This window comes from Saccharopolyspora dendranthemae (genome assembly GCF_007829955.1).
Lineage (GTDB): Bacteria > Actinomycetota > Actinomycetes > Mycobacteriales > Pseudonocardiaceae > Saccharopolyspora > Saccharopolyspora dendranthemae.
The window spans coordinates 1,928,103-1,946,320 of sequence record NZ_VIWX01000001.1 but is presented as its reverse complement, the minus strand read 5'-3'; the positions used below and the strand labels follow the sequence as shown (position 1 = coordinate 1,946,320).

Here is an 18,218-nt window from a genome sequence, read left to right as displayed (position 1 = left end):
TACCGCGTTCCTCGCTACTCTTGCGCAGAGGTGAGACGGAGAGGGGGACGAGCTGATGCGCACAGCATGGGTCATGCCCGGCGGATCCACCTTCGGGGCCATCCAGGCCGGTTTGGCAACAGCATTGTTCGAGTCCGGCGTAGAGCCCGATCTGGTCGTCGGAACCTCCGCAGGCTCGCTCAACGCGGCGTGGTTGGCCGGTGATCCAACCCCCAGCGGAGTCGACAAGCTGCGCGAGATCTGGAAGTCGATGCGCAGGGCGGACGTGTTCCCGATCCAGCCCACCAGAATCCTGGCGGGCAAGCTCGGTCTGTCCAACCACGTCATGGGCAACGAAGGCCTCGCCCGCTGGCTGCACGAGACTCTGCCGTTCCGCAGGCTGGAGCAGGCCGTGATTCCGCTGACCGTGACCGCGACCGATCTCGACACCGGCGAAGCCGTCTACTTCGAGGACGGTCCGGCACTGCCGCCACTCGTGGCATCGTGCTCTATCCCCGGAATGTTCCCCCCTGTCGAGGTCGGTGGACGCTGGCTGGTGGATGGTGGCCCGGCGGCCTTCATGCCGATCAGTCGCGCGGTCGAGCAGGGCGCACAACGGGTGTTCGTGCTGCCTTGCGGCGGCACGGAGCCGTTCGAGTTCAACCCGGACCGACGCCGCGGAATCGGCTCGATCGCCACCTGGCCACCGCCGAAGACGCCCCCGCGTTCGATCGGCGGGGTCAACGGTGCTGCTCTCGGCGCGGCGATGGTGTCCGCAGCTCGATTGGACATGCAGGTCAACGCCTCGCGTTGTGAGTTGTACGTGGTGCCCGCTCCTTCCATCGTCGGGCTCTCGCCCTACTCGTTCGCGCACTCAGGTGCACTGATCGACACCGCCTGGCGCGTCGCGCACAGCTGGCTCCCCACCGCTCATCCTGTGCCCGTGGGACGACCCGTCGACATCTCGGGAAAGCCGATCGACGATCACCGGTTCGGCATCACGGACTCGGCATCAGTGTTCTGAGGAAGGCGCGCCGGAGCAGCCGTCCCGCGCTCAGCAGAGGACGACGGTCCCGCCGCAAGACGGGTGGCGGATGAACCGCAGAGGGCCGCGGAGCCACACGCAGGCGGTCATGCGGTCGTGCCGTCCCGAACTCGTAGGAGCGCAGCGTTGCGCGAGGCAGGGCCGTTCCCCGGCGACTGCCGCTCTCCATCTCTGCGACCAGTTCTTCGAAGCGGCAGAGGTTCTCGGCCCTGATCGCCTCGAACAGGACCTGCCGGGTCAACGCTGCCGAGAGGAAGGTCCGGGCACCGTCCATCACCGCGCGCACCGGCGGAGCCACTGGGATCCCGTCGACGTACACGGGGTTGGGCAGGCGGATGGTGCGCTCGAATCGCGTTCCCGCGTAGCTCTGGATCTTCTGGCGATGCGGGATGAGAACGTGAATGTCCGCTGACTCAGGCGGAGACTTCAACCCGTGCATACGAGCGGCGTGCAATCCCGTGAGCATCGCGTCCGGACCAGCTCGAAGCAGAGCAGCGTCGATGCGGTCTCGCACCGTCACGGGGCCAGGAGCAACGAGCACGATTCCTGGGGCCAATCGGGTCCACGGACCGTCGGCACGCGCCCAGCGGTAGGCCTTGGACTGGCTGATCCCGAGTTTGACGAGTTCGCTGACCCGGTACACGCGTCGGGGGAAGTTCAGAGCGACTGCTTTGGCTGCGATCGTTTTCTGCATGCCCAGAACTATCCGCACGCAAGGCGCAAAATCCGTGAAGCAGGCACGGAAGATGCGTGTGTCGGCATCGCCTGAACGGGTGCTTATCTGGGGATTACGTGGGTATGGGAACGTTCCTGCCAACCTGACGAGGCTGGCGGCGTTCCCACACCCACCGCGGGAACCGCGCTCAGCGACTGGCCGAAAGGCTCCCTTGCTCCTCCGGATGCTTCTGCATCCACCACTTCATGGCGTATTCGACCAACCGGATCAGGGATTGCTTGGTGGATTCCCGGTTCCGGGCGTCGCAGGTGACGATCGGGACGTCCTCGGGGATCGCCATGGCTTCGCGGACCTCTTGGACGCGGTGGTTGAGGTTTCCGTCGAAGCAGTTGAGTCCAATGATGTAGGGCAGGTTCCGGTCCTCGAAGAAGTCGATGGCCGAGAAGCAGTCGGCGAGCCGACGCGTGTCGACGAGCACGACCGCGCCGATCGCTCCGCGGACGAGGTCATCCCACATGAACCAGAACCGGTGCTGCCCCGGTGTGCCGAAAAGGTAGAGGATCAGGTCCGAATCGAGAGATAGGCGGCCGAAGTCCATTGCCACGGTCGTGGTCTGCTTGTTCGGGGTGGCGTGCAGGTCATCGATGCCGTGGCTGGCTTCGGTCATGACCGCCTCGGTGGTCAGCGGCACGATTTCCGACACTGAACCGACGAAAGTGGTCTTGCCGGCTCCGAAGCCACCGGCGACGACGATCTTCGCCGAGGTGGCGTTCGTGGACCTGCGGGGGGATCCAGGTCGGGCTTGCGTATCAGGATTCATGTCTGCCCACTTCAGTCATCAAGTCAAGGCTGGATTTCTGCGTTCGGCGCGCGGCGAACTGGACCGGCGCGCTCGCGGAGTCAGAGCCGGCGGAGTCCACTCAGAACCCGTTCCATCAGCAGGAAGTGCGACGAGCTGCTGTTGTCGCTGACGGTCTCGTGCACCGTGATCAGCCCCAGATCCGCCATGTCACCGACCAACACCTTGGCCACGCCGAAGGGCACGCCCAGCATGGCCCCGACCTCGGCGATCGACCTCGGGTGCTGGCAGATCTCGGAGATCGAGTGATGCTCGGTGCGACGCAACCGTTCCGGCGTGCAGAACTCGCTCGCTGAGACGAGCGTTTCCAGCTCCAGGTGGTGGTTGGACCTGGTTCGCCCGCCGGTCCACGCGTACGGGCGGATGGAGGTGGACATCGTCTCATCGGTCGACGAAGCATCCCGTGCGCCCGGCGAGCCGGGCTCATGGCTCGGTGCCGGAGCACCCGGGCCACCCGTGTGGGGCCAAGGTGCCTCCACCGCGGACGCGTTGGAAGGTGACGGACCTGCCGGGGAGGCGGGTTCGCTCGTCGTCAGCTCGGTCTCTGCCTGCGGTCCGGGGTCCTTCTGCGCACGTTTCCGACGCCACCCGCGGCGGCCACTGTCCAGGGTGAACCGGTTGAAAACCTCCGCAACGCTGTCGCTCTCCGACGAACCGGTGGAGCGCCGGTGTTGCCCAGTCGGGTCCGGACCTTCGCTCATCTTCGCCTCACACCGACTGTCCGGTCATCACTCGGCTCGTCCCCTGCAGCTGAGAACGCAGCTCCGGCGTCAGGATCTGGCCGACGCGTTCGACCAGCAAGGTCATCTCGTACGCGATCAGACCCATGTCGCACTGGGGAGCCGCCAACACCGTCAGGCAGGAGCCGTCGCTGATCGCCATCTGCAGCATCAGACCGCGCTCCATTTCGACGACGGTCTCGGTGACCGCGCCGGCCTCGAAGCACCGGGCGGCACCCTGGGTGAGGCTGAGCAGCCCGGACGCGACTGCCGCGAGCTGGTCCGCACGGTCGGTCGGGAGCTTCGCCGAGGCGGTGAGCAGCAGACCATCAGCCGAGACGACGACTGCGTGGGCAACACCGGGGACTCGCTCGGTGAAGTCCGTGACGAGCCAACCGAACTGGCTCGGCTGGGAATTTTGGGCGTTCATGGCGCCTCCTTTCCTCCTAACTGATTCGGGGGTCACCGGGACTCATCCGTTGACGGTTGTGGGTCGCGAAGGCTGTGCTTGCCTTCGCGGACACCGCGTTGGAAGCTGGCCAGCCTGCCGCGCATCACGTCGGCGTCGCGCGGTGGTGTGGCAGCCGAATCGGTGGCCAATCCCGATACCAGCTGGGCTCTGGGGGTCCGCCGAGGCAGACCCGAGGGCGTGTACTGCTCGGCTTCACCCATGTCCGGCGGCTCTGCCGCCTCGGAGCTCTCGACCAGCTCCGGACGCGCGGTGGCGGACTCCTGCGCGTCGGTGCCGGCAGCGTGCGAAGCCTGGTTCAGGCGGTGGCGGCCGCGTTGGACACCCGCCTGGAAGCTCGCCAGTCGGCCCCGTGCGAGGTTCGGATCACGTGTGGGACGAGCCTCGACGTCGTCGACCCGGTCAGCGCTTCCCGCCACGAGGTTCGCCAGTGGAACTCGCTGAGGCAGGCCGGCAGAGGTGAAATCGGTCGGTTCAGCCGCCGCGACCTCTTCAGCGCGTTGCTTGACCTCGTCGCTGGCGAAGTTCCAATCACGAGGTTCCGCGCCGTTCGCGGTCGGACCGGCATCGGAGGATGGCGCCCCCTCGTCCGTCCTCACAGCCGCGATGACTTCAGTGTTCGGGCCGTCCTCAGTCCCGTCTGGCCAGCGGAACTCGGGCTCCGCGTCGGGGTCACCGTCCTCCCGCTCCAGGAACCACGCGGAGGAGAGCTCGTCGAGGATCGACTCCGCGGTCTCGGGAACCTCCATCGCGGGCGGAGGCTCCGCCGAAAGCTCGTAGCCGTTGAACAGGTCGTTGGGTGAGCTGTCCGCGGCGTCCTCTCCGGTGCTCCGGAAGAGGTGGAACCCGTTGTGGGTGGGCGGGTCGCTGATTGCGTCCTGCTCGGCCGCTTCCCAGTCGAACTGCCTGATCAGGGTGTCGTCGTCGTGTCCCGGACGGTAGACACCGTTGGTACGCGGCGTGGGAACGGAGACGTCGTCGACCAGCAGGTCCGGCTGAAGCGTCATGGACACGCGAACTCCGGTGCTCTCCTGACCAGGCATCAGCTCTACCCGGATGCCGTGCCTGCGGGCCAGGCGGCCCACCACGAACAGGCCCATGCGGCGGGAGGTGGACCGCTTGATCTCCTCGTCCGAGGTGAGCCTCTGGTTCGCTTCCGCGAGCTCGGCCGGGTTCATGCCGATGCCTTCGTCGTCGATGTCGATGCGCAGTGAGCCGTCATCGCCTCGCTGCCCGGACACCGCGACCTGGGTTTGCGGTGCGGAGAAGTTCGCGGCGTTGTCGAGGAGTTCGGCCAGAAGCCGGACCAGGTCGCTGGCCACGTAGCCGACGAGCTTGGTGTCCGGCAGCTGCTGAACGTTCACCCGCGGGTAGTGCTCGATTTCGGACACTGCCGCTCGCAGCAGGTCCGCCGGCGTGGTGGGCCGGGTGAAGCGCCTCGCCAGGTCCGCACCGGAAAGCACCATCAGGTTCTCGTTGTTGCGGCGCATCCGGGTCGCGAGGTGATCCAGCTGGAACAACGTCGCGAGCTGGTCGGGGTCCTCTTCGTCGCGTTCGAGCTGTTCGAAGAGGCGCAGCTGGCGTTCAAGCAGGCTTTGGCTGCGGCGCGAGACGTTGATGAACGAGTCGCTGTAGCTCCTGCGGAGTTCCGCCTGTTCGGAGGCGAGGTTGACGGCCTGCGTGTGCACGTCGTCGAAGGCCCGGGCAACCTCGCCGACCTCGTCGGTGGTCTCGACCGGCACCGGGCGGACGGCTTGTGGCGCGTGTCCGGCTCGGATGTCGGCGACCGCGGTGGGCAGCTGGTGGTTGGCGGTGTCCAGAGCGCTGTGCCGCAGGAGGTCGAGCGAACCGAGCAGATGCCTGGCGACCATGACCACGATCGCACCGGCGATCAGCAGTGCGGTCAGCAGGATGACCGACGCGAGACCGGCGAGGTTGCCCGCCGTGTCCTGCAGGGTGAACGCGGTTTCGTGCAACTGGCGATCGAGCTCGCCCTGGAGCGTGTTGAGCGCTTGAGCTGCGGTGTGCGACTGGTTCTTCCACGTCGCGGTCGAAACCAGGTGTGAGGAGAGACTGGATCGTGTGTTGTCCTGCTCGGCCATGGCCAGCTGGACCGAGGTTTCCCGGGCCGGCACCTCGGGATTGGCGTAGAGCTGGTCGTAGCGGACGCGCTGTTGGGGGTCGGCGGCAGCGCGGAACTCCTTGACCGCGGCGGTGCGGCGGGATTCGCTGGCTGCGAGACGAGTGAGGTTGTCGCTGGTGAATTTGTCCTGGGCCAGGCCGGTGAGCACCAGGGCCTGCTGCAGCTGCACCTCTTCGCTGATCTTGGCCAGCTCGTGCACGGTGGTGGCGGTGGCCACCAGCTCCGAAGACGAGATCTGGCTGATCAGGGTCCGGTCCAGCGCGAGCATCACGTCGATGAGCTCCGTGTAGGAGTTGGCGGTGATGCCGGGATCGGCGCGGCCGTCGACCACGAGCCTGCGGATCGGGTCGAGCTCCGTGGACTGCCGCTCCGTTTCCTGCGAGGCGTAGCGCACCGCGGCGCTGTCAGGTGCGGCGCGCAGCAGCCGTTGGGTTTCCGCGAGCGCCCGGTCGGAGGCCTTGAACCGGTTCTGCACGTCGGCGTCGGTCACCTGGCCGCGGACCAGGAATTCGGCGGACAGGCTCCGCTCCTCTTGGAGCCTGTCGACGGCAGTGCGAACGGCACGACCGGCTGACACGACCCGGTCCATCTGCTCGTAGTTGTTGGCTTCGGTGATCTGCCCGCGAATCTGCAGGACGCCCAGCACGATCGCGAAGATGACCGGGACGAGTACAACAGCGGCGATCTTGACCGGGAGCTTCCAGTTGTGCCACGTGATGATTCGAGATGTGGCGCGCGACCACATGGATGCCCGGGTCGCGTTCGCGGGCGGGTCTTCTACTCCGCTGCTCACGACGCAGTCCTTTCCCGCGCGGTCGAAGCTTTCATCGCCAACTGCGCGTTCGTGTGGTGGGCAGGCCGGCCCGCCTCGGTGTGCGCGGCAGGTCATTCGTGGTTGGCGGCGCTGCCTGCGTTTCGGGGTTTTTCGCGGGTGGCCGTGCGGTCTTCGACGGCGGTATTCGAAGGCCTGCGATGTCGGGGGTGATCGCGGCGGCATCGAAATCAGTTCGCACCGGTCGTCGGCGTGCAGAACACTACCTCACCGGAATGATCTACTACCTTTATTGAATCCAGTGCGCTGACCTGCGAATTCGTCGAAGTGGAGATCATCTTCGTGGGTGAGGCCCGGATCGGTGGGCACTTTGGACACTGATCGTGTTCGGCGCCGTGGAGGCCGGAAGAGCTTTAGTCACCCGATAGGGAGAACGTCGCCGATCGGGTGGCGCCGGAGGCGGAAATGACCGGAAGGTTCCCATGCTCGAACCGTGTTACCCTCCCCTAATTTCGCCTCTGATCAGCGAATATCGTCTCCGTTGGAGGGGTTCTCCGTTCAGGATCGACCCCGCTCGACGCTCGGGAAGGTACGAGTTCACTCCTGTAGTAATTACGCGTAGTGACTGCGTGGTTCATCAATAGGTGTGGTGTGTCGCTGCAGTGGTCCAGGTGGCGCGAATTGATCGTTAGACTCCCGCCCTGGTTGGCATCGCAAGTCGTGCGGTCACCGAGCCTCTGGAATTCGAGATCAATGAAGATCGCGAACGCCGGGCGTTCGGACGAAGTTGGGGGACTTTGCGCATCGGCGGAGAATACGTCGATGTTTGTCCGATTTCTTGGAAGGATGCATGCGCAACGCCACCCAGCCCCCGCCGCCATCTCGACAAACCGAAGCGACCTTCGGTGAAATCGACAAATCCGCCAGGCGCACGGACGTCGCGCTCCCAGGCGAGGCGGGCCCCGACTTTCACGGCATCGCACACAGCAATGAGTTTCGCGAATTGCGCGGAAAGCTGCGCAGGTTCACGTTCCCGATGACCCTGGTGTTCCTGCTCTGGTACGTCGGTTATGTCGTCCTTGCCGCGTACTTCCCGGACTTCATGGGCATCCGGCTCTTCGGCGCGGTCAACATCGGGCTCGTCCTCGGTGTCGGCCAGTTCGCCAGCACGCTGCTCATCACCGCTCTCTACCTGCGATACGCGGCGAACGAAATCGACCCGCGAGCGGCTGAGCTCTACCGCAACGTCACCGGTGAGGAGCGGCCGTGATGGACACCAACCCGATGCTCAACATCAGTATCTTCGCCGTGTTCGTGCTGATCACGCTGTACATCGTCTACCGGGTCAGCAGCGCGGGATCCACCACCGACTACTTCGCGGCCAGCTCGCAGTTCACCGGTGCGCAGAACGGCATCGCGCTCTCGGGCGACTTCCTCTCGGCTGCGTCGTTCCTCGGCATCGCCGGCGCCATCGCCGTGCACGGTTACGACGGTTTCCTCTACTCGATCGGATTCCTGGTCGGATGGTTGGTGAACCTGCTGCTCGTCGCGGAACTCCTGCGCAACACGGGCAGGTTCACCATGGGGGACGTGCTCAGCTACCGGATGAAGCAGCGTCCGGTGCGCGCAGCCGCCGCAGTGTCGACCATGGTGATCTCCTTCATCTACATGATCGCCCAGATCGCAGGTGCCGGAAGTCTGGTCGCCCTCCTGCTCGACGTGCACAGCGCCGGAGGTCAGGCGTTGGTGATCACAGCCGTAGGCGCGCTGATGATCGTCTACGTGCTCGTCGGTGGCATGAAGGGAACCACGTGGGTGCAGATCATCAAGGCGGTCGCCCTGATGCTGTGCGTGGCGCTCATGACGTTGTTCCTGATGGGCAAGTTCGGCTACAGCATCACGTCGTTGCTGCAGCACGCTGCCGAGAAGAACCCGCTGGGAGAGCGGATCTTCTCGCCCGGAGCCCAGTACGGGAAGGACGGGACCACCAAGCTCGACTTCGTCTCGTTGTCGTTGGCCCTGGTCCTCGGCGTCGCCGGCCTTCCGCACGTGCTGATGCGCTTCTACACCGTGCCCAACGCTGTGCAGGCCAGGCGTTCCGTGGTGTGGGCGACCGTCACGATGTCGGTCTTCTACGTGTGCACGCTGGTCATCGGTTTCGGCTCGGGTGCGGTGAGCGGCACGGACTCGATTTTGGCCGCTCCCGGTGGTGAGAACTCCGCGGCGCCCCTGCTGGCCTACAAGATCGGCGGAACGGTGCTGCTGGGAGTGGTCGCGGCCGTCGCATTCGCCACGATCCTCGCCGTGGTGGCCGGTCTGACGTTGACCGCGTCCGCTTCCTTCGCTCACGACGTGTACGCGAACGTCTTCAAGGGTGGTCAGGCCGATCCGGACTCCGAGATCAGGGTCGCGAGGCTGACCGCGCTGATCATCGGTGCCACCTCGATCGTCGGCGGCATTCTGGTCAACGGGCAGAACCTCGCCTTCTTGGTGTCGCTGGCCTTCGCGTTCGCCGCCTCCGCGAACCTGTCGACCTTGCTGTACTCGCTGTACTGGCGGCGGTTCAACACGCGCGGCACCTTGTGGGGCATCTACGGAGGGCTGGGCACCTGCCTGCTGCTGGTGATCTTCTCCCCGGTCGTGTCCGGTTCGCCGACCTCGATCGTGCCCGGCGTCGACTTCGCGTGGTTCCCGCTCAACAACCCCGGTTTGGTGTCGATCCCGGCGTCGTTCCTGTTCGGGTACATCGGCACGCTGCTAGGCGAGAGCGATGAGGAGAACCGCGCCGATGAGATGGAGGTTCGCTCGCTCACCGGCATCGGAGCTTCTTGAGCCGTTGCGCCGCGCAAGGGAACCTTCCTGCTACTTCCCTGGCAGGAAGGTTCCCTCGCGTCGTGCGCAGGAAGGGCGAGTACGAACGAAGGGATCGGGCCTGGACGGGTCGGCCCTCGGCGCTGCCGGGAGTGTCCGAGAGCTTCTGCGCTCCCTCGATCCGGTCAGTCCTGTTTGCGGACCCGGAGGCCGTCGAAGGCGACCGCCGCCACGGTGTCGGCGAGCGTTTCCGCGTCGGCGCCTTGGCGGGGTCGATACCACTCGACCAGTGAGTTGACCATGCCGAACAGCAGGCGGGCTGCCGTCGCGGGATCGACGTCCGGGCGGAGGTCGCCGTCCGCAGCCGCCTTGCTCACCAGATCGGCGACGATCTGGTCGAACTCCCTGCGGCGGGCGAGCGCGGCCTTCTCGACCTTGGTGTTGCCGCGGATCCGCAGCAGCAGGGTCACGAAGGGCAGCTGGTCGACCAGCACGCCGACGCTAGCTCGCACGAGATATTCGAGCTTGTCGATGGCGCGGCCGTCGATGCTCTCCAACTTGTCCGCTTCCGCGAACAGGCCGTCCAGCCCGCGGTTGACGGCCAGCCGTAGCAGTTCGTCCTTGCTGCGCACGTGGTGGTAGATCGCCGACTTGGTGATCTGCAGCTTGCGCGACAGATCTTCCATGCTGGTGCCGTCGTAACCGCGTTCGTTGAACAGCTTGACCGCCACCACGAGCAAGGACTCCAGGTCGTAGCCGGGGCGACCACGCTTGGTGACGCGGGTGCTGGGCGGTTCGGTCATGAGCGCATTATCGCAAGTCGTCTCAGTCGCGAGGGCGTTGGTCGTTGACGCGGTGAAGCTTGCCGACCGAGCGTTCGAGGGAACCCGGATCGACGATCTCCACTCCCACGCTCGCGCCGACGCCGTCCTTGACCCGATCGGCGATCTCCGCCGATGCGTGCCCTCGCCGTTCCGGTGCCGTTTCGGGAAGTGCCTCGACCAGCACGGTCAGGCGGTCCATCCGGTCCTCGCGTGTGAGCCTGAGCTGGAAGTGAGGGGAGAGGTCAGCGGTGTCGAGAACGATCTCCTCGATCTGGGTGGGGAAGATGTTGACTCCGCGCAGGATGATCATGTCGTCGCTGCGGCCGGTGACCTTGTCCATGCGCCGGAAGGCCGGCCGTGCCGTGCCGGGGCGCAATGCGGTGAGGTCGCGAGTCCGGTACCGGATGATCGGAAGAGCCTGCTTGGTCAGCGAGGTGAACAGCAGCTCCCCGGTCGTCCCGTCGGCCAGGGGCACGTCATCGATCGCGTCGATCACTTCGGGGTAGAAGTGGTCTTCCCAGATGTGCAGGCCGTCCTTGGTCTCGACCGCTTCCTGCGCCACACCGGGTCCCATCACCTCGGACAGGCCGTAGATGTCGACGGCGTCGATGTTGGCGCGTTCCTCGATCTCGCGGCGCATCTGCTCGGTCCACGGTTCGGCGCCGAAGATCCCGACCTTGAGAGAGGTGCTGCGCGGATCGATCCCCTGGCGCTCGAACTCGTCGAGGAGCGTCAGCATGTAGGACGGCGTCACCATGATGATCTCGGGGCGGAAGTCGTTGATGATCTGCGCTTGTCGGGCGGTCATGCCACCCGAGGCGGGGATGACGGTCGCTCCCAGCTTCTCGGCGCCGTAATGGGCGCCGAGTCCCCCGGTGAACAGGCCGTACCCGTAGGAGATGTGCACCTTGTGGCCGGGCCGCCCGCCTGCGGCGAAGATCGATCTCGCGACGACGGTCGCCCACGCGTCGAGATCGGACTCGGTGTAGCCGACGACGGTGGGTTTTCCGGTCGTACCGCTGGAGGCGTGCACGCGGCGCACTTGGTCCTGCGGGACCGCGAACATGCCGAAGGGGTAGTTGTCCCGCAGGTCTTGCTTGGTGGTGAAGGGAAACTTCTCGATGTCGCCCAGCTCCCGGCAGTCATCCGGGTGCACACCGGTCTCGTCGAACTTCTTGCGGTAGAAGGGAACGTTCGCGTACGCGTGGTGCAGCGTCCACTGCAAGCGCTTGAGCTGCAGGGCGCGGAGCTCGTCAGTGCTCAGCCGTTCGACCGGCGAGAGGTCGTCCACCGGGGGAGCGGCGCCCAGGCGTCGCGCGCTCGGCACTTCGTTGTGCATGGTCGTCATGGGGGACTCCTCAACGCTTGATCTGGCCGATGGTCCGGCTCCGGCCGCGGAACTCCGCGACGACCTCAGGTCCGGTGGGGGTGGACCTGTGCACCGTGACGTCGTAGATGCCGTTGCGGCCATAGCGAGTTCGTTCTTGCGCGGTCGCCACCAGCTCGTCGCCGAGGTGTGCGCTCGTGACGAACGAGATCTCAGCCCCTGCGGCGACCGTGACGGGACCGTGGCTGTTGCACGCAGCTGCGAAGGTCGTGTCGGCGAGCAAGAAGACGTAGCCGCCGTGCGTGATGTCGTGCCCATTGACCATCTGTTCGGTCACCTTCATCCGAGCTACCGCGGCGCCGTCATGAGCGGCGGTCACGTCGATGCCCAGCGACGCCGAAGCGACGTCGGATTCGAGCATCGACCGCGCGGAGTCGCTGAGTCGGTTCGCCGAGGGTGTCACCGGGTCCCACCGCCTTGCTTACTGACCGAATGGACGGTAAATAAATCCGCCCAAGTAAAAGCAGCGGGCAAGCCGATGTCAAGGGTTGCGGATGTGGATGCATCCCTCCTGGGCTGGCGGGTGAGGATGCCGGGTCCGCTTGTGCTCTAAGGATCAAGCGTAGGCGCAGGCGGAACCCCTCACGGTCGCGGAGCTCTCGGTCACGGCGATTGCCTGAAGCGCCTTGAGCGGCGGAAGGGAGCCTTTGACGCTTTCGTTCTCCGGCCGGCCGCGCTAGCATTATTTCCCGACCGTTCGGTTAGTTATTCGGAGAGGCGAGGCGCGATGGCTCAGGAAGAGAGCAAGGTTCTGCGGAGCTACGCCAGCGGCGGCTGGCAGGTGGGCGACGGCGAAGGCGCGCCACTGCACGACGCCGTCACAGGAGCCGAGGTCGCGCGCATCTCGTCCGCGGGCATCGACATGGCCGCCGCGCTCGACCACGGTCGCCGGGTCGGTGGCCCGGCGCTGCGGCAACTGACCTTCCACCAACGCGCAGCCCTGCTCAAGGCGCTGGCCTCGCATCTCCGCGAGCACCGCGAAGAGCTCTACGAACTCTCGACCAAGACCGGTGCCACCGCTGGAGACTCCAAGTTCGACATCGACGGCGGAATCGGTGTCCTCTTCGCCTACTCCAGCAAGGGTCGGCGCGAGCTGCCCAACGACACCGTCTACGTCGACGGGAACGTGGAGCCCCTCAGCAAGGGCGGCACGTTCCTCGGCCAGCACGTCGCGACGCCACTGCGCGGTGTCGCGGTCCAGATCAACGCCTTCAACTTCCCGGCGTGGGGTCCGCTGGAGAAGTTCGCCCCGGCCTTCCTCGCTGGTGTGCCGAGCTTGGTCAAACCTGCCAGCCAGACCGCCTACGTCACCGAGAAGCTCGTCGAGTTGATCGTCGACTCGGGCCTCATCCCCGAGGGGACGTTGCAGCTCATCAGCGGGAGCGCGGGCGATCTCCTCGACCACGTCACTGGCCAGGACCTCGTGTCGTTCACCGGTTCGGCCTCCACCGCGCAGAAGCTGCGCGCTCACCCGGCCATCGTGCGCAACTCCGTGCGCTTCAATGCTGAGGCGGACTCGCTCAACTGCTCGATCCTCGGTCCGGACGCCACACCCGGCACCGCGGAGTTCGACCTCTACGTCAAGCAGCTGGTCACAGAGATGACCGTCAAGGCCGGTCAGAAGTGCACCGCGATCCGGCGTGCGTTCGTTCCAGCCGAGTTGATCGATGACGTCGCTGAAGCGGTCGCCGAACGGTTGGCGAAGATCAAGGTCGGCAACCCCGCCAACACCGACGTGCGGATGGGGGCGCTGGCGAGCATCGAGCAGCGCGAAGAGGTCCGCCGCTCGCTGAAGGCCCTGCAGGGTGCCGGGAGCATCGTCTTCGGTGATCCCGATCAGGTCGATGTCGTCGACGCCGATGCGGAGAAGGGCGCCTTCATCTCACCGGTTCTGCTCAAGGCGGATGCCGATCGAGCGGAGCCCCACGAGGTTGAGGCGTTCGGGCCGGTGTCGACCCTGATGCCCTACAGCTCGGTGGAACAGGTCGTCGACTACGCGGCGCGCGGGAACGGAAGCCTCGCGGGATCGGTGGTCAGCGGTGACGTGCGGTTCGCCCGGGACGTGGTGCTCGGTGCCGCCCCTTGGCACGGCCGTCTCCTGGTCCTCAACGCCGATGATGCGAAGGAGTCCACCGGGCACGGTTCGCCGATGCCGTCGCTCGTGCACGGTGGCCCAGGCCGCGCCGGTGGCGGCGAGGAGATGGGCGGAATCCGCGGCGTGCTCCACCACATGCAGCGCACCGCGGTTCAGGCCAGCCCGGAAGTGCTGTCCCAGGTGACCGGCCGATGGGTGGAAGGTGCCCCTCGTTCAGAAGGTGACGTCCACCCCTTCCGCAAGTCGTTGGCCGAGCTGAAGGTCGGTGATGCTGTGGTCGCGGGCCCGCGCACCGTCACCGACGCGGACGTCGCCCACTTCGCCGAGTTCACCGGCGACACCTTCTACGCGCACACCGACGAGGACGCTGCCCGCGAGAACCCGCTGTTCGGTGGGATCGTCGCGCATGGGTACCTGGTTGTTTCCTTCGCGGCGGGCCTGTTCGTGTCACCGGAACCCGGCCCCGTGCTCGCCAACTACGGACTCGAGAACCTGCGGTTCCTCACGCCCGTCAAGCCCGGTGACGAACTGACCGTGACCTTGACGTGCAAGCAGATCACGCCCCGCGAGAGCGCCGACTACGGCGAGGTCCGCTGGGACGCCGACGTCACCAACCAGGACCACGATTCGGTCGCCAAGTACGACGTGCTCACCCTGGTGGCCAAGGAGAAGTGATGACGACGACGTTGTCCGACCAGGAGCTCGAGCAGCACTTCGAGCACACCATCGACAAGGATCAGCGAATCGAGCCCCGGGACTGGCTGCCCGAGGGCTATCGCACGACGATGATCCGGCAGATCGCCCAGCACGCGCATTCCGAGATCATCGGGATGCAGCCGGAAGGCAACTGGATCACGAGGGCACCTTCGTTGCGGCGCAAGGCGATCCTGCTGGCCAAGGTGCAGGACGAGGCCGGGCACGGGCTCTACCTGTACTCGGCGGCCGAAACGCTCGGTGGTGATCGGCAGGAGCTCACCGAGAAGCTGGTCAGCGGCCGGCAGAAGTACTCGTCGATCTTCAACTACCCGACGCTGTCGTTCGCCGACGTCGGCGTGATCGGTTGGCTCGTCGACGGTGCCGCGATCTGCAACCAGGTGCCTCTGTGCCGTTCCAGCTACGGCCCTTACGCGAGGGCGATGATCAGGATCTGCAAGGAGGAGTCCTTTCACCAGAGGCAGGGCTACGAACTGCTGATGACGATGATGAAGGGGACCCAAGCGCAGCGGGACATGGTCCAGGACGCGGTGAACCGCTTCTGGTGGCCGTCGCTGATGATGTTCGGTCCGCCGGACGCCGAATCCTCGCACACCGAGCAGTCGATGCTCTGGAAGATCAAGCGGCACACCAACGACGAGCTGCGGCAGCGGTTCGTCGATATGACCGTTCCGCAGGCGGAGGTGCTCGGCGTGACCCTTCCCGATCCCGAGCTGGAGTGGAACGCCGAGCGCGAGCACTACGACTTCGGCCCGGTCGACTGGGATGAGCTCAAGCAGGTCATCAAGGGGAACGGTCCCTGCAACACAGAACGCGTCGCCCGGCGGCGTCAGGCGCACGAGGACGGCGCGTGGGTCCGCGAGGCTGCCGCTGCGCACGCCCGCAAGATGACGGAGGCGAAGGCATGAGCCGCACCGAACTGCCGCTCTACGAGGTTTTCGTGCGGGGCAAGCGAGGCTTGAACCACGTGCACGTCGGGTCCCTTCGTGCCGCCGACGACGAGATGGCCGTCCACCACGCGCGTGACCTCTACACGCGGCGCAACGAAGGCGTGAGCATCTGGGTGGTGAAGGCCTCCGAGATCACGGCGTCCAGCCCTGACGAGAAGGATCCCTTCTTCGCACCCGCCGGGGACAAGGTGTACCGGCACCCGACCTTCTACGACATTCCCGACAACGTTCCCCACATGTGAGCCGACGATGTCCTTTGACAACGCCTACGAGGCACTCATCGACGCGCACGACGATTCGCGCTGGGCTTTCGGGACCGGGTTCGAAGATCCGCTGGCCGGCGTCGACACCTCTGTCCCGTCCGGTGTGGACGGTTCGGACCTGGCCGAGTACTGCCTGATGCTGGGTGACGACGCACTGGTTCTCTCGCACCGGCTGCAGCAGTGGTGCACCTTCGCGCCTGAGCTGGAGGACGAGGTCGCGATCGCCAACATCGGCTTGGACCTGCTCGGGCAGGCCAGGCTGCTGCTGGCGCGGGCGGGCAAGGCCGACGGCAGCGATCGCGGCGAGGACGACTACGCGTTCTTCCGCGATGAGAACCAATTCCGCAACGTCCGCCTCGCCGAGGTGGAACGCGGCGACTTCGCGCACCTCACCGCGGTCCTCCTGCTGCTGTCCACCTGGCGGCTCGCCCTGCTGCAGCGCCTGACGACCTCCGGTGACCCGGTTCTCGCAGCCATCGCGGGCAAGGGCGTGAAGGAACTGACCTATCACCGCGACTACGCCGCTCAGTGGGCGGTTCGGCTCGGTGACGGCACCGCCTTCTCCCGTGAACGCATGCAGGCGGCCTTGACCGGGGTGTGGCCGTACGTGGACGAGATGTTCGTCGCGCACGACGTCGAGGCCCGCTTGGCGGAGGCAGGAGTTGCAGTCGACCCGGCAGCTGCGCGCGAGGAGTTCGACGCGGTGCTGGAGCAGGTTCTGCAGGCCGCGACCCTGGAAGCCCCGGGAGTTGCCGGGAAGGCAGGAGTGGCGGGCGGCACCGGGCGGCACGGCCGTCACACGGAGGCCATGGGATACCTCGTGGCGGAGCTGCAGAGCGTCGCCCGCGTACACCCGGAGGCGACGTGGTGACCGCCAGGGCCGTTGCGGAGACGGTGTGCGATCCCGAGCTGCCGATGCTGACGCTCGCCGACCTCGGGGTGCTCCGCGAGGTGTCCGAACAGGACGGTGCGGTGAAGGTGTCCATCACGCCCACCTACACCGGATGCCCGGCCATGGACACGATGCGCGATGACCTCGTCCACGCGCTGCAGGGAGCCGGCTACCCCCGCGTCGAGGTGAGCACGGTGCTGCAGCCGCCGTGGAGCTCGGACTGGATCAGCGAGCGGGGCCGCCGCAAGCTCGCCGAGGCCGGCATCGCGCCTCCGGGAGGGGCTCCTGCGCGCGGCCCCGGGCCGGTTCCGTTGTCCCTGAACCCGCCTGAGCGGCAGGTGACCTGCCCGCGCTGCGGCGCGGCGGACACGCAACTGCTGTCGGAATTCGGCGCCACGGCGTGCAAGTCGATGCGTCGCTGCCGCGCGTGCGCCGAACCGTTCGAACATGTCAAGGAGATCTGAGGTGACGGCGTCTACCAAGTCCCGGGTGCGGGGCGAGTTCCACACGTTGACGGTGGCCGAGGTCAGCCACCTGTGCGACGACGCGGTCGCGGTCACCTTCGCGGTGCCCCCGGAGCTCGACGGCACTTACGACTTCAGGGCAGGTCAGTCTCTGACCCTGCGCCGGGTGATCGACGGACGCGAGGAGCGGCGGTCGTACTCGATCTGCTCGGCTGAAGGGACCCTTCCGCGCATCGGCGTCCGCGAAGTTCCGGACGGGTTGTTCTCCACGTGGCTGGTCAACGAGGTGCGTCCCGGCGACGAGATTGAAGTGGGAACCCCTACCGGAGCGTTCTGCCCGAAGTCGGTATCCGGGCATCACGTTCTGATCGGGGCCGGATCAGGCATCACGCCGCTCTTGTCGATCGCGGCCACCGTGTTGAAGGACCCCACCGCCACCGCGGCGGTCGTCTACGGGAACCGCCGGACCGACACCGTGATGTTCGCCGACGAGCTGGCGGACCTGAAGGACCGCTATCCCGAGCGGCTGGAGTTGGTGCACGTTCTCTCGCGCGAACCGCGGGAAGCCGACTTGTTCACCGGGCGTCTCGACGAGGAGAAGCTGCGCGCGCTGATGGCCCTCGTGCCTGAGGTCGGCGACGTTGACGAGTGGTGGTTGTGCGGGCCGTTCGGCATGGTCACCGGGGCTCAGCAGCTGCTCGGCGAACTCGGGGTGGTGGACGAGCGCATCCACCGCGAGCTGTTCTACGTGGACGACGTTCCGCCGGAACCCGTGAAGCACGTCGATGCGCCGCCAGCGGGTGAGACGACCGAGACGACCATCGTCCTCGACGGCCGGCGCACGACCACGGCGCTCTCGAGAGAGACATCGGTCCTCGACGGTGCCCAGAAGGCCCGGCCCGACTTGCCTTTTGCGTGCAAGGGAGGCGTCTGCGGCACGTGTCGGGCGAAGGTCACCGAGGGGGAGGTCGACATGCGCCGCAACTTCGCACTGGAACAGGCGGAAGTGGCCGAAGGATTCGTCCTGACCTGTCAATCGCTTCCGGTCAGCGACGTCCTCACGGTCGATTACGACTCCTGAGCAGCAGGTCCACGAGGTCGACGCGCGGAAAGGGTCCTTCCTCGAAGAGACGAGTGCCGAAGGCGGATCTTTCCG

17 protein-coding genes are annotated in these 18,218 nt (G+C 66.2%); 9 read left to right on the top strand and 8 right to left on the bottom strand.

The features are described from left to right. Positions 1 to 55 precede the first annotated feature (55 nt). Positions 56 to 1,003 (top strand): patatin-like phospholipase family protein, encoded by a 948-nt coding sequence (locus tag FHU35_RS08835; RefSeq protein WP_145737827.1) that lies wholly within the window; start codon positions 56 to 58, stop codon positions 1,001 to 1,003. On the opposite strand, the gene FHU35_RS08830 is transcribed toward FHU35_RS08835, so the two are convergent. The 5 genes from FHU35_RS08830 to FHU35_RS08810 all read right to left on the bottom strand — a co-directional run bounded on the left by FHU35_RS08830 (position 978) and on the right by FHU35_RS08810 (position 6,683). Next, complete coding sequence (locus FHU35_RS08830; protein WP_145737826.1) at positions 978 to 1,718, bottom strand: hypothetical protein; 741 nt, start codon at positions 1,716 to 1,718, stop codon at positions 978 to 980. The genes FHU35_RS08835 and FHU35_RS08830 overlap by 26 nt on opposite strands. A gap of 169 nt (positions 1,719 to 1,887) precedes the next feature. Further along, complete coding sequence (locus FHU35_RS08825) at positions 1,888 to 2,520, bottom strand: GTP-binding protein (RefSeq protein ID WP_145737825.1); 633 nt, start codon at positions 2,518 to 2,520, stop codon at positions 1,888 to 1,890. Between the two features lie 80 nt (positions 2,521 to 2,600). Then, positions 2,601 to 2,936 carry a DUF742 domain-containing protein gene (locus FHU35_RS29855; protein ID WP_246110141.1) on the bottom strand — a complete coding sequence of 112 codons (336 nt, stop codon included), beginning with the start codon at positions 2,934 to 2,936 and terminating at the stop codon, positions 2,601 to 2,603. Between the two features lie 331 nt (positions 2,937 to 3,267). Further along, positions 3,268 to 3,708, bottom strand: coding sequence for a roadblock/LC7 domain-containing protein (locus FHU35_RS08815; protein ID WP_132618957.1), 441 nt, complete (start codon positions 3,706 to 3,708; stop codon positions 3,268 to 3,270). A gap of 32 nt (positions 3,709 to 3,740) precedes the next feature. Then, positions 3,741 to 6,683, bottom strand: a complete 2,943-nt coding sequence (locus tag FHU35_RS08810) for a sensor histidine kinase (RefSeq protein WP_145737823.1) — start codon at positions 6,681 to 6,683, stop codon at positions 3,741 to 3,743. Positions 6,684 to 7,512: 829 nt separating this feature from the next. Here FHU35_RS08810 and FHU35_RS08805 point away from each other — a divergent pair. Next, positions 7,513 to 7,932: a DUF485 domain-containing protein gene (locus FHU35_RS08805; protein ID WP_145737822.1), complete on the top strand. Its 420-nt coding sequence runs from the start codon at positions 7,513 to 7,515 to the stop codon at positions 7,930 to 7,932. Continuing rightward, the gene (locus FHU35_RS08800) at positions 7,932 to 9,494 is read left to right on the top strand and encodes a solute symporter family protein (protein WP_186459310.1); all 1,563 of its coding nucleotides are present in this window, start codon (positions 7,932 to 7,934) and stop codon (positions 9,492 to 9,494) included. Before FHU35_RS08805 ends, FHU35_RS08800 begins: the two co-directional genes overlap by 1 nt. Before the next feature lie 164 nt (positions 9,495 to 9,658). Here the strand turns inward: FHU35_RS08800 and FHU35_RS08795 are convergent, their stop codons facing one another. The 3 genes from FHU35_RS08795 to paaI are packed head-to-tail and all read right to left on the bottom strand — an operon-like array spanning position 9,659 to position 12,045. Beyond that, positions 9,659 to 10,276, bottom strand: a complete 618-nt coding sequence (locus FHU35_RS08795; protein WP_145737820.1) for a TetR/AcrR family transcriptional regulator — start codon at positions 10,274 to 10,276, stop codon at positions 9,659 to 9,661. A gap of 22 nt (positions 10,277 to 10,298) precedes the next feature. Beyond that, positions 10,299 to 11,645, bottom strand: a complete 1,347-nt coding sequence (gene paaK, locus FHU35_RS08790; protein WP_145737819.1) for a phenylacetate--CoA ligase PaaK — start codon at positions 11,643 to 11,645, stop codon at positions 10,299 to 10,301. 10 nt (positions 11,646 to 11,655) lie between these two features. Then, positions 11,656 to 12,045 carry a hydroxyphenylacetyl-CoA thioesterase PaaI gene (gene paaI / locus FHU35_RS08785; RefSeq protein WP_145738055.1) on the bottom strand — a complete coding sequence of 130 codons (390 nt, stop codon included), beginning with the start codon at positions 12,043 to 12,045 and terminating at the stop codon, positions 11,656 to 11,658. A gap of 366 nt (positions 12,046 to 12,411) precedes the next feature. On the opposite strand from paaI, the gene paaZ reads away from it, so the two are divergent. The 6 genes from paaZ to paaE are packed head-to-tail and all read left to right on the top strand — an operon-like array spanning position 12,412 to position 18,143. Continuing rightward, positions 12,412 to 14,454 (top strand): phenylacetic acid degradation bifunctional protein PaaZ, encoded by a 2,043-nt coding sequence (gene paaZ, locus FHU35_RS08780; RefSeq protein WP_145737818.1) that lies wholly within the window; start codon positions 12,412 to 12,414, stop codon positions 14,452 to 14,454. Continuing rightward, positions 14,454 to 15,401: a 1,2-phenylacetyl-CoA epoxidase subunit PaaA gene (paaA, locus tag FHU35_RS08775; protein ID WP_145737817.1), complete on the top strand. Its 948-nt coding sequence runs from the start codon at positions 14,454 to 14,456 to the stop codon at positions 15,399 to 15,401. Before paaZ ends, paaA begins: the two co-directional genes overlap by 1 nt. Beyond that, entirely contained in the window at positions 15,398 to 15,685 is a 288-nt protein-coding gene (gene paaB / locus FHU35_RS08770) for a 1,2-phenylacetyl-CoA epoxidase subunit PaaB (RefSeq protein ID WP_145737816.1), read from the top strand. Before paaA ends, paaB begins: the two co-directional genes overlap by 4 nt. Positions 15,686 to 15,692: 7 nt before the next feature. Continuing rightward, complete coding sequence (paaC, locus tag FHU35_RS08765) at positions 15,693 to 16,577, top strand: 1,2-phenylacetyl-CoA epoxidase subunit PaaC (protein WP_145737815.1); 885 nt, start codon at positions 15,693 to 15,695, stop codon at positions 16,575 to 16,577. Continuing rightward, complete coding sequence (gene paaD / locus FHU35_RS08760; protein ID WP_145737814.1) at positions 16,571 to 17,062, top strand: 1,2-phenylacetyl-CoA epoxidase subunit PaaD; 492 nt, start codon at positions 16,571 to 16,573, stop codon at positions 17,060 to 17,062. Before paaC ends, paaD begins: the two co-directional genes overlap by 7 nt. A 1-nt stretch (position 17,063) precedes the next feature. Next, complete coding sequence (gene paaE, locus FHU35_RS08755; RefSeq protein WP_246110140.1) at positions 17,064 to 18,143, top strand: 1,2-phenylacetyl-CoA epoxidase subunit PaaE; 1,080 nt, start codon at positions 17,064 to 17,066, stop codon at positions 18,141 to 18,143. Positions 18,144 to 18,218 lie beyond the last annotated feature (75 nt).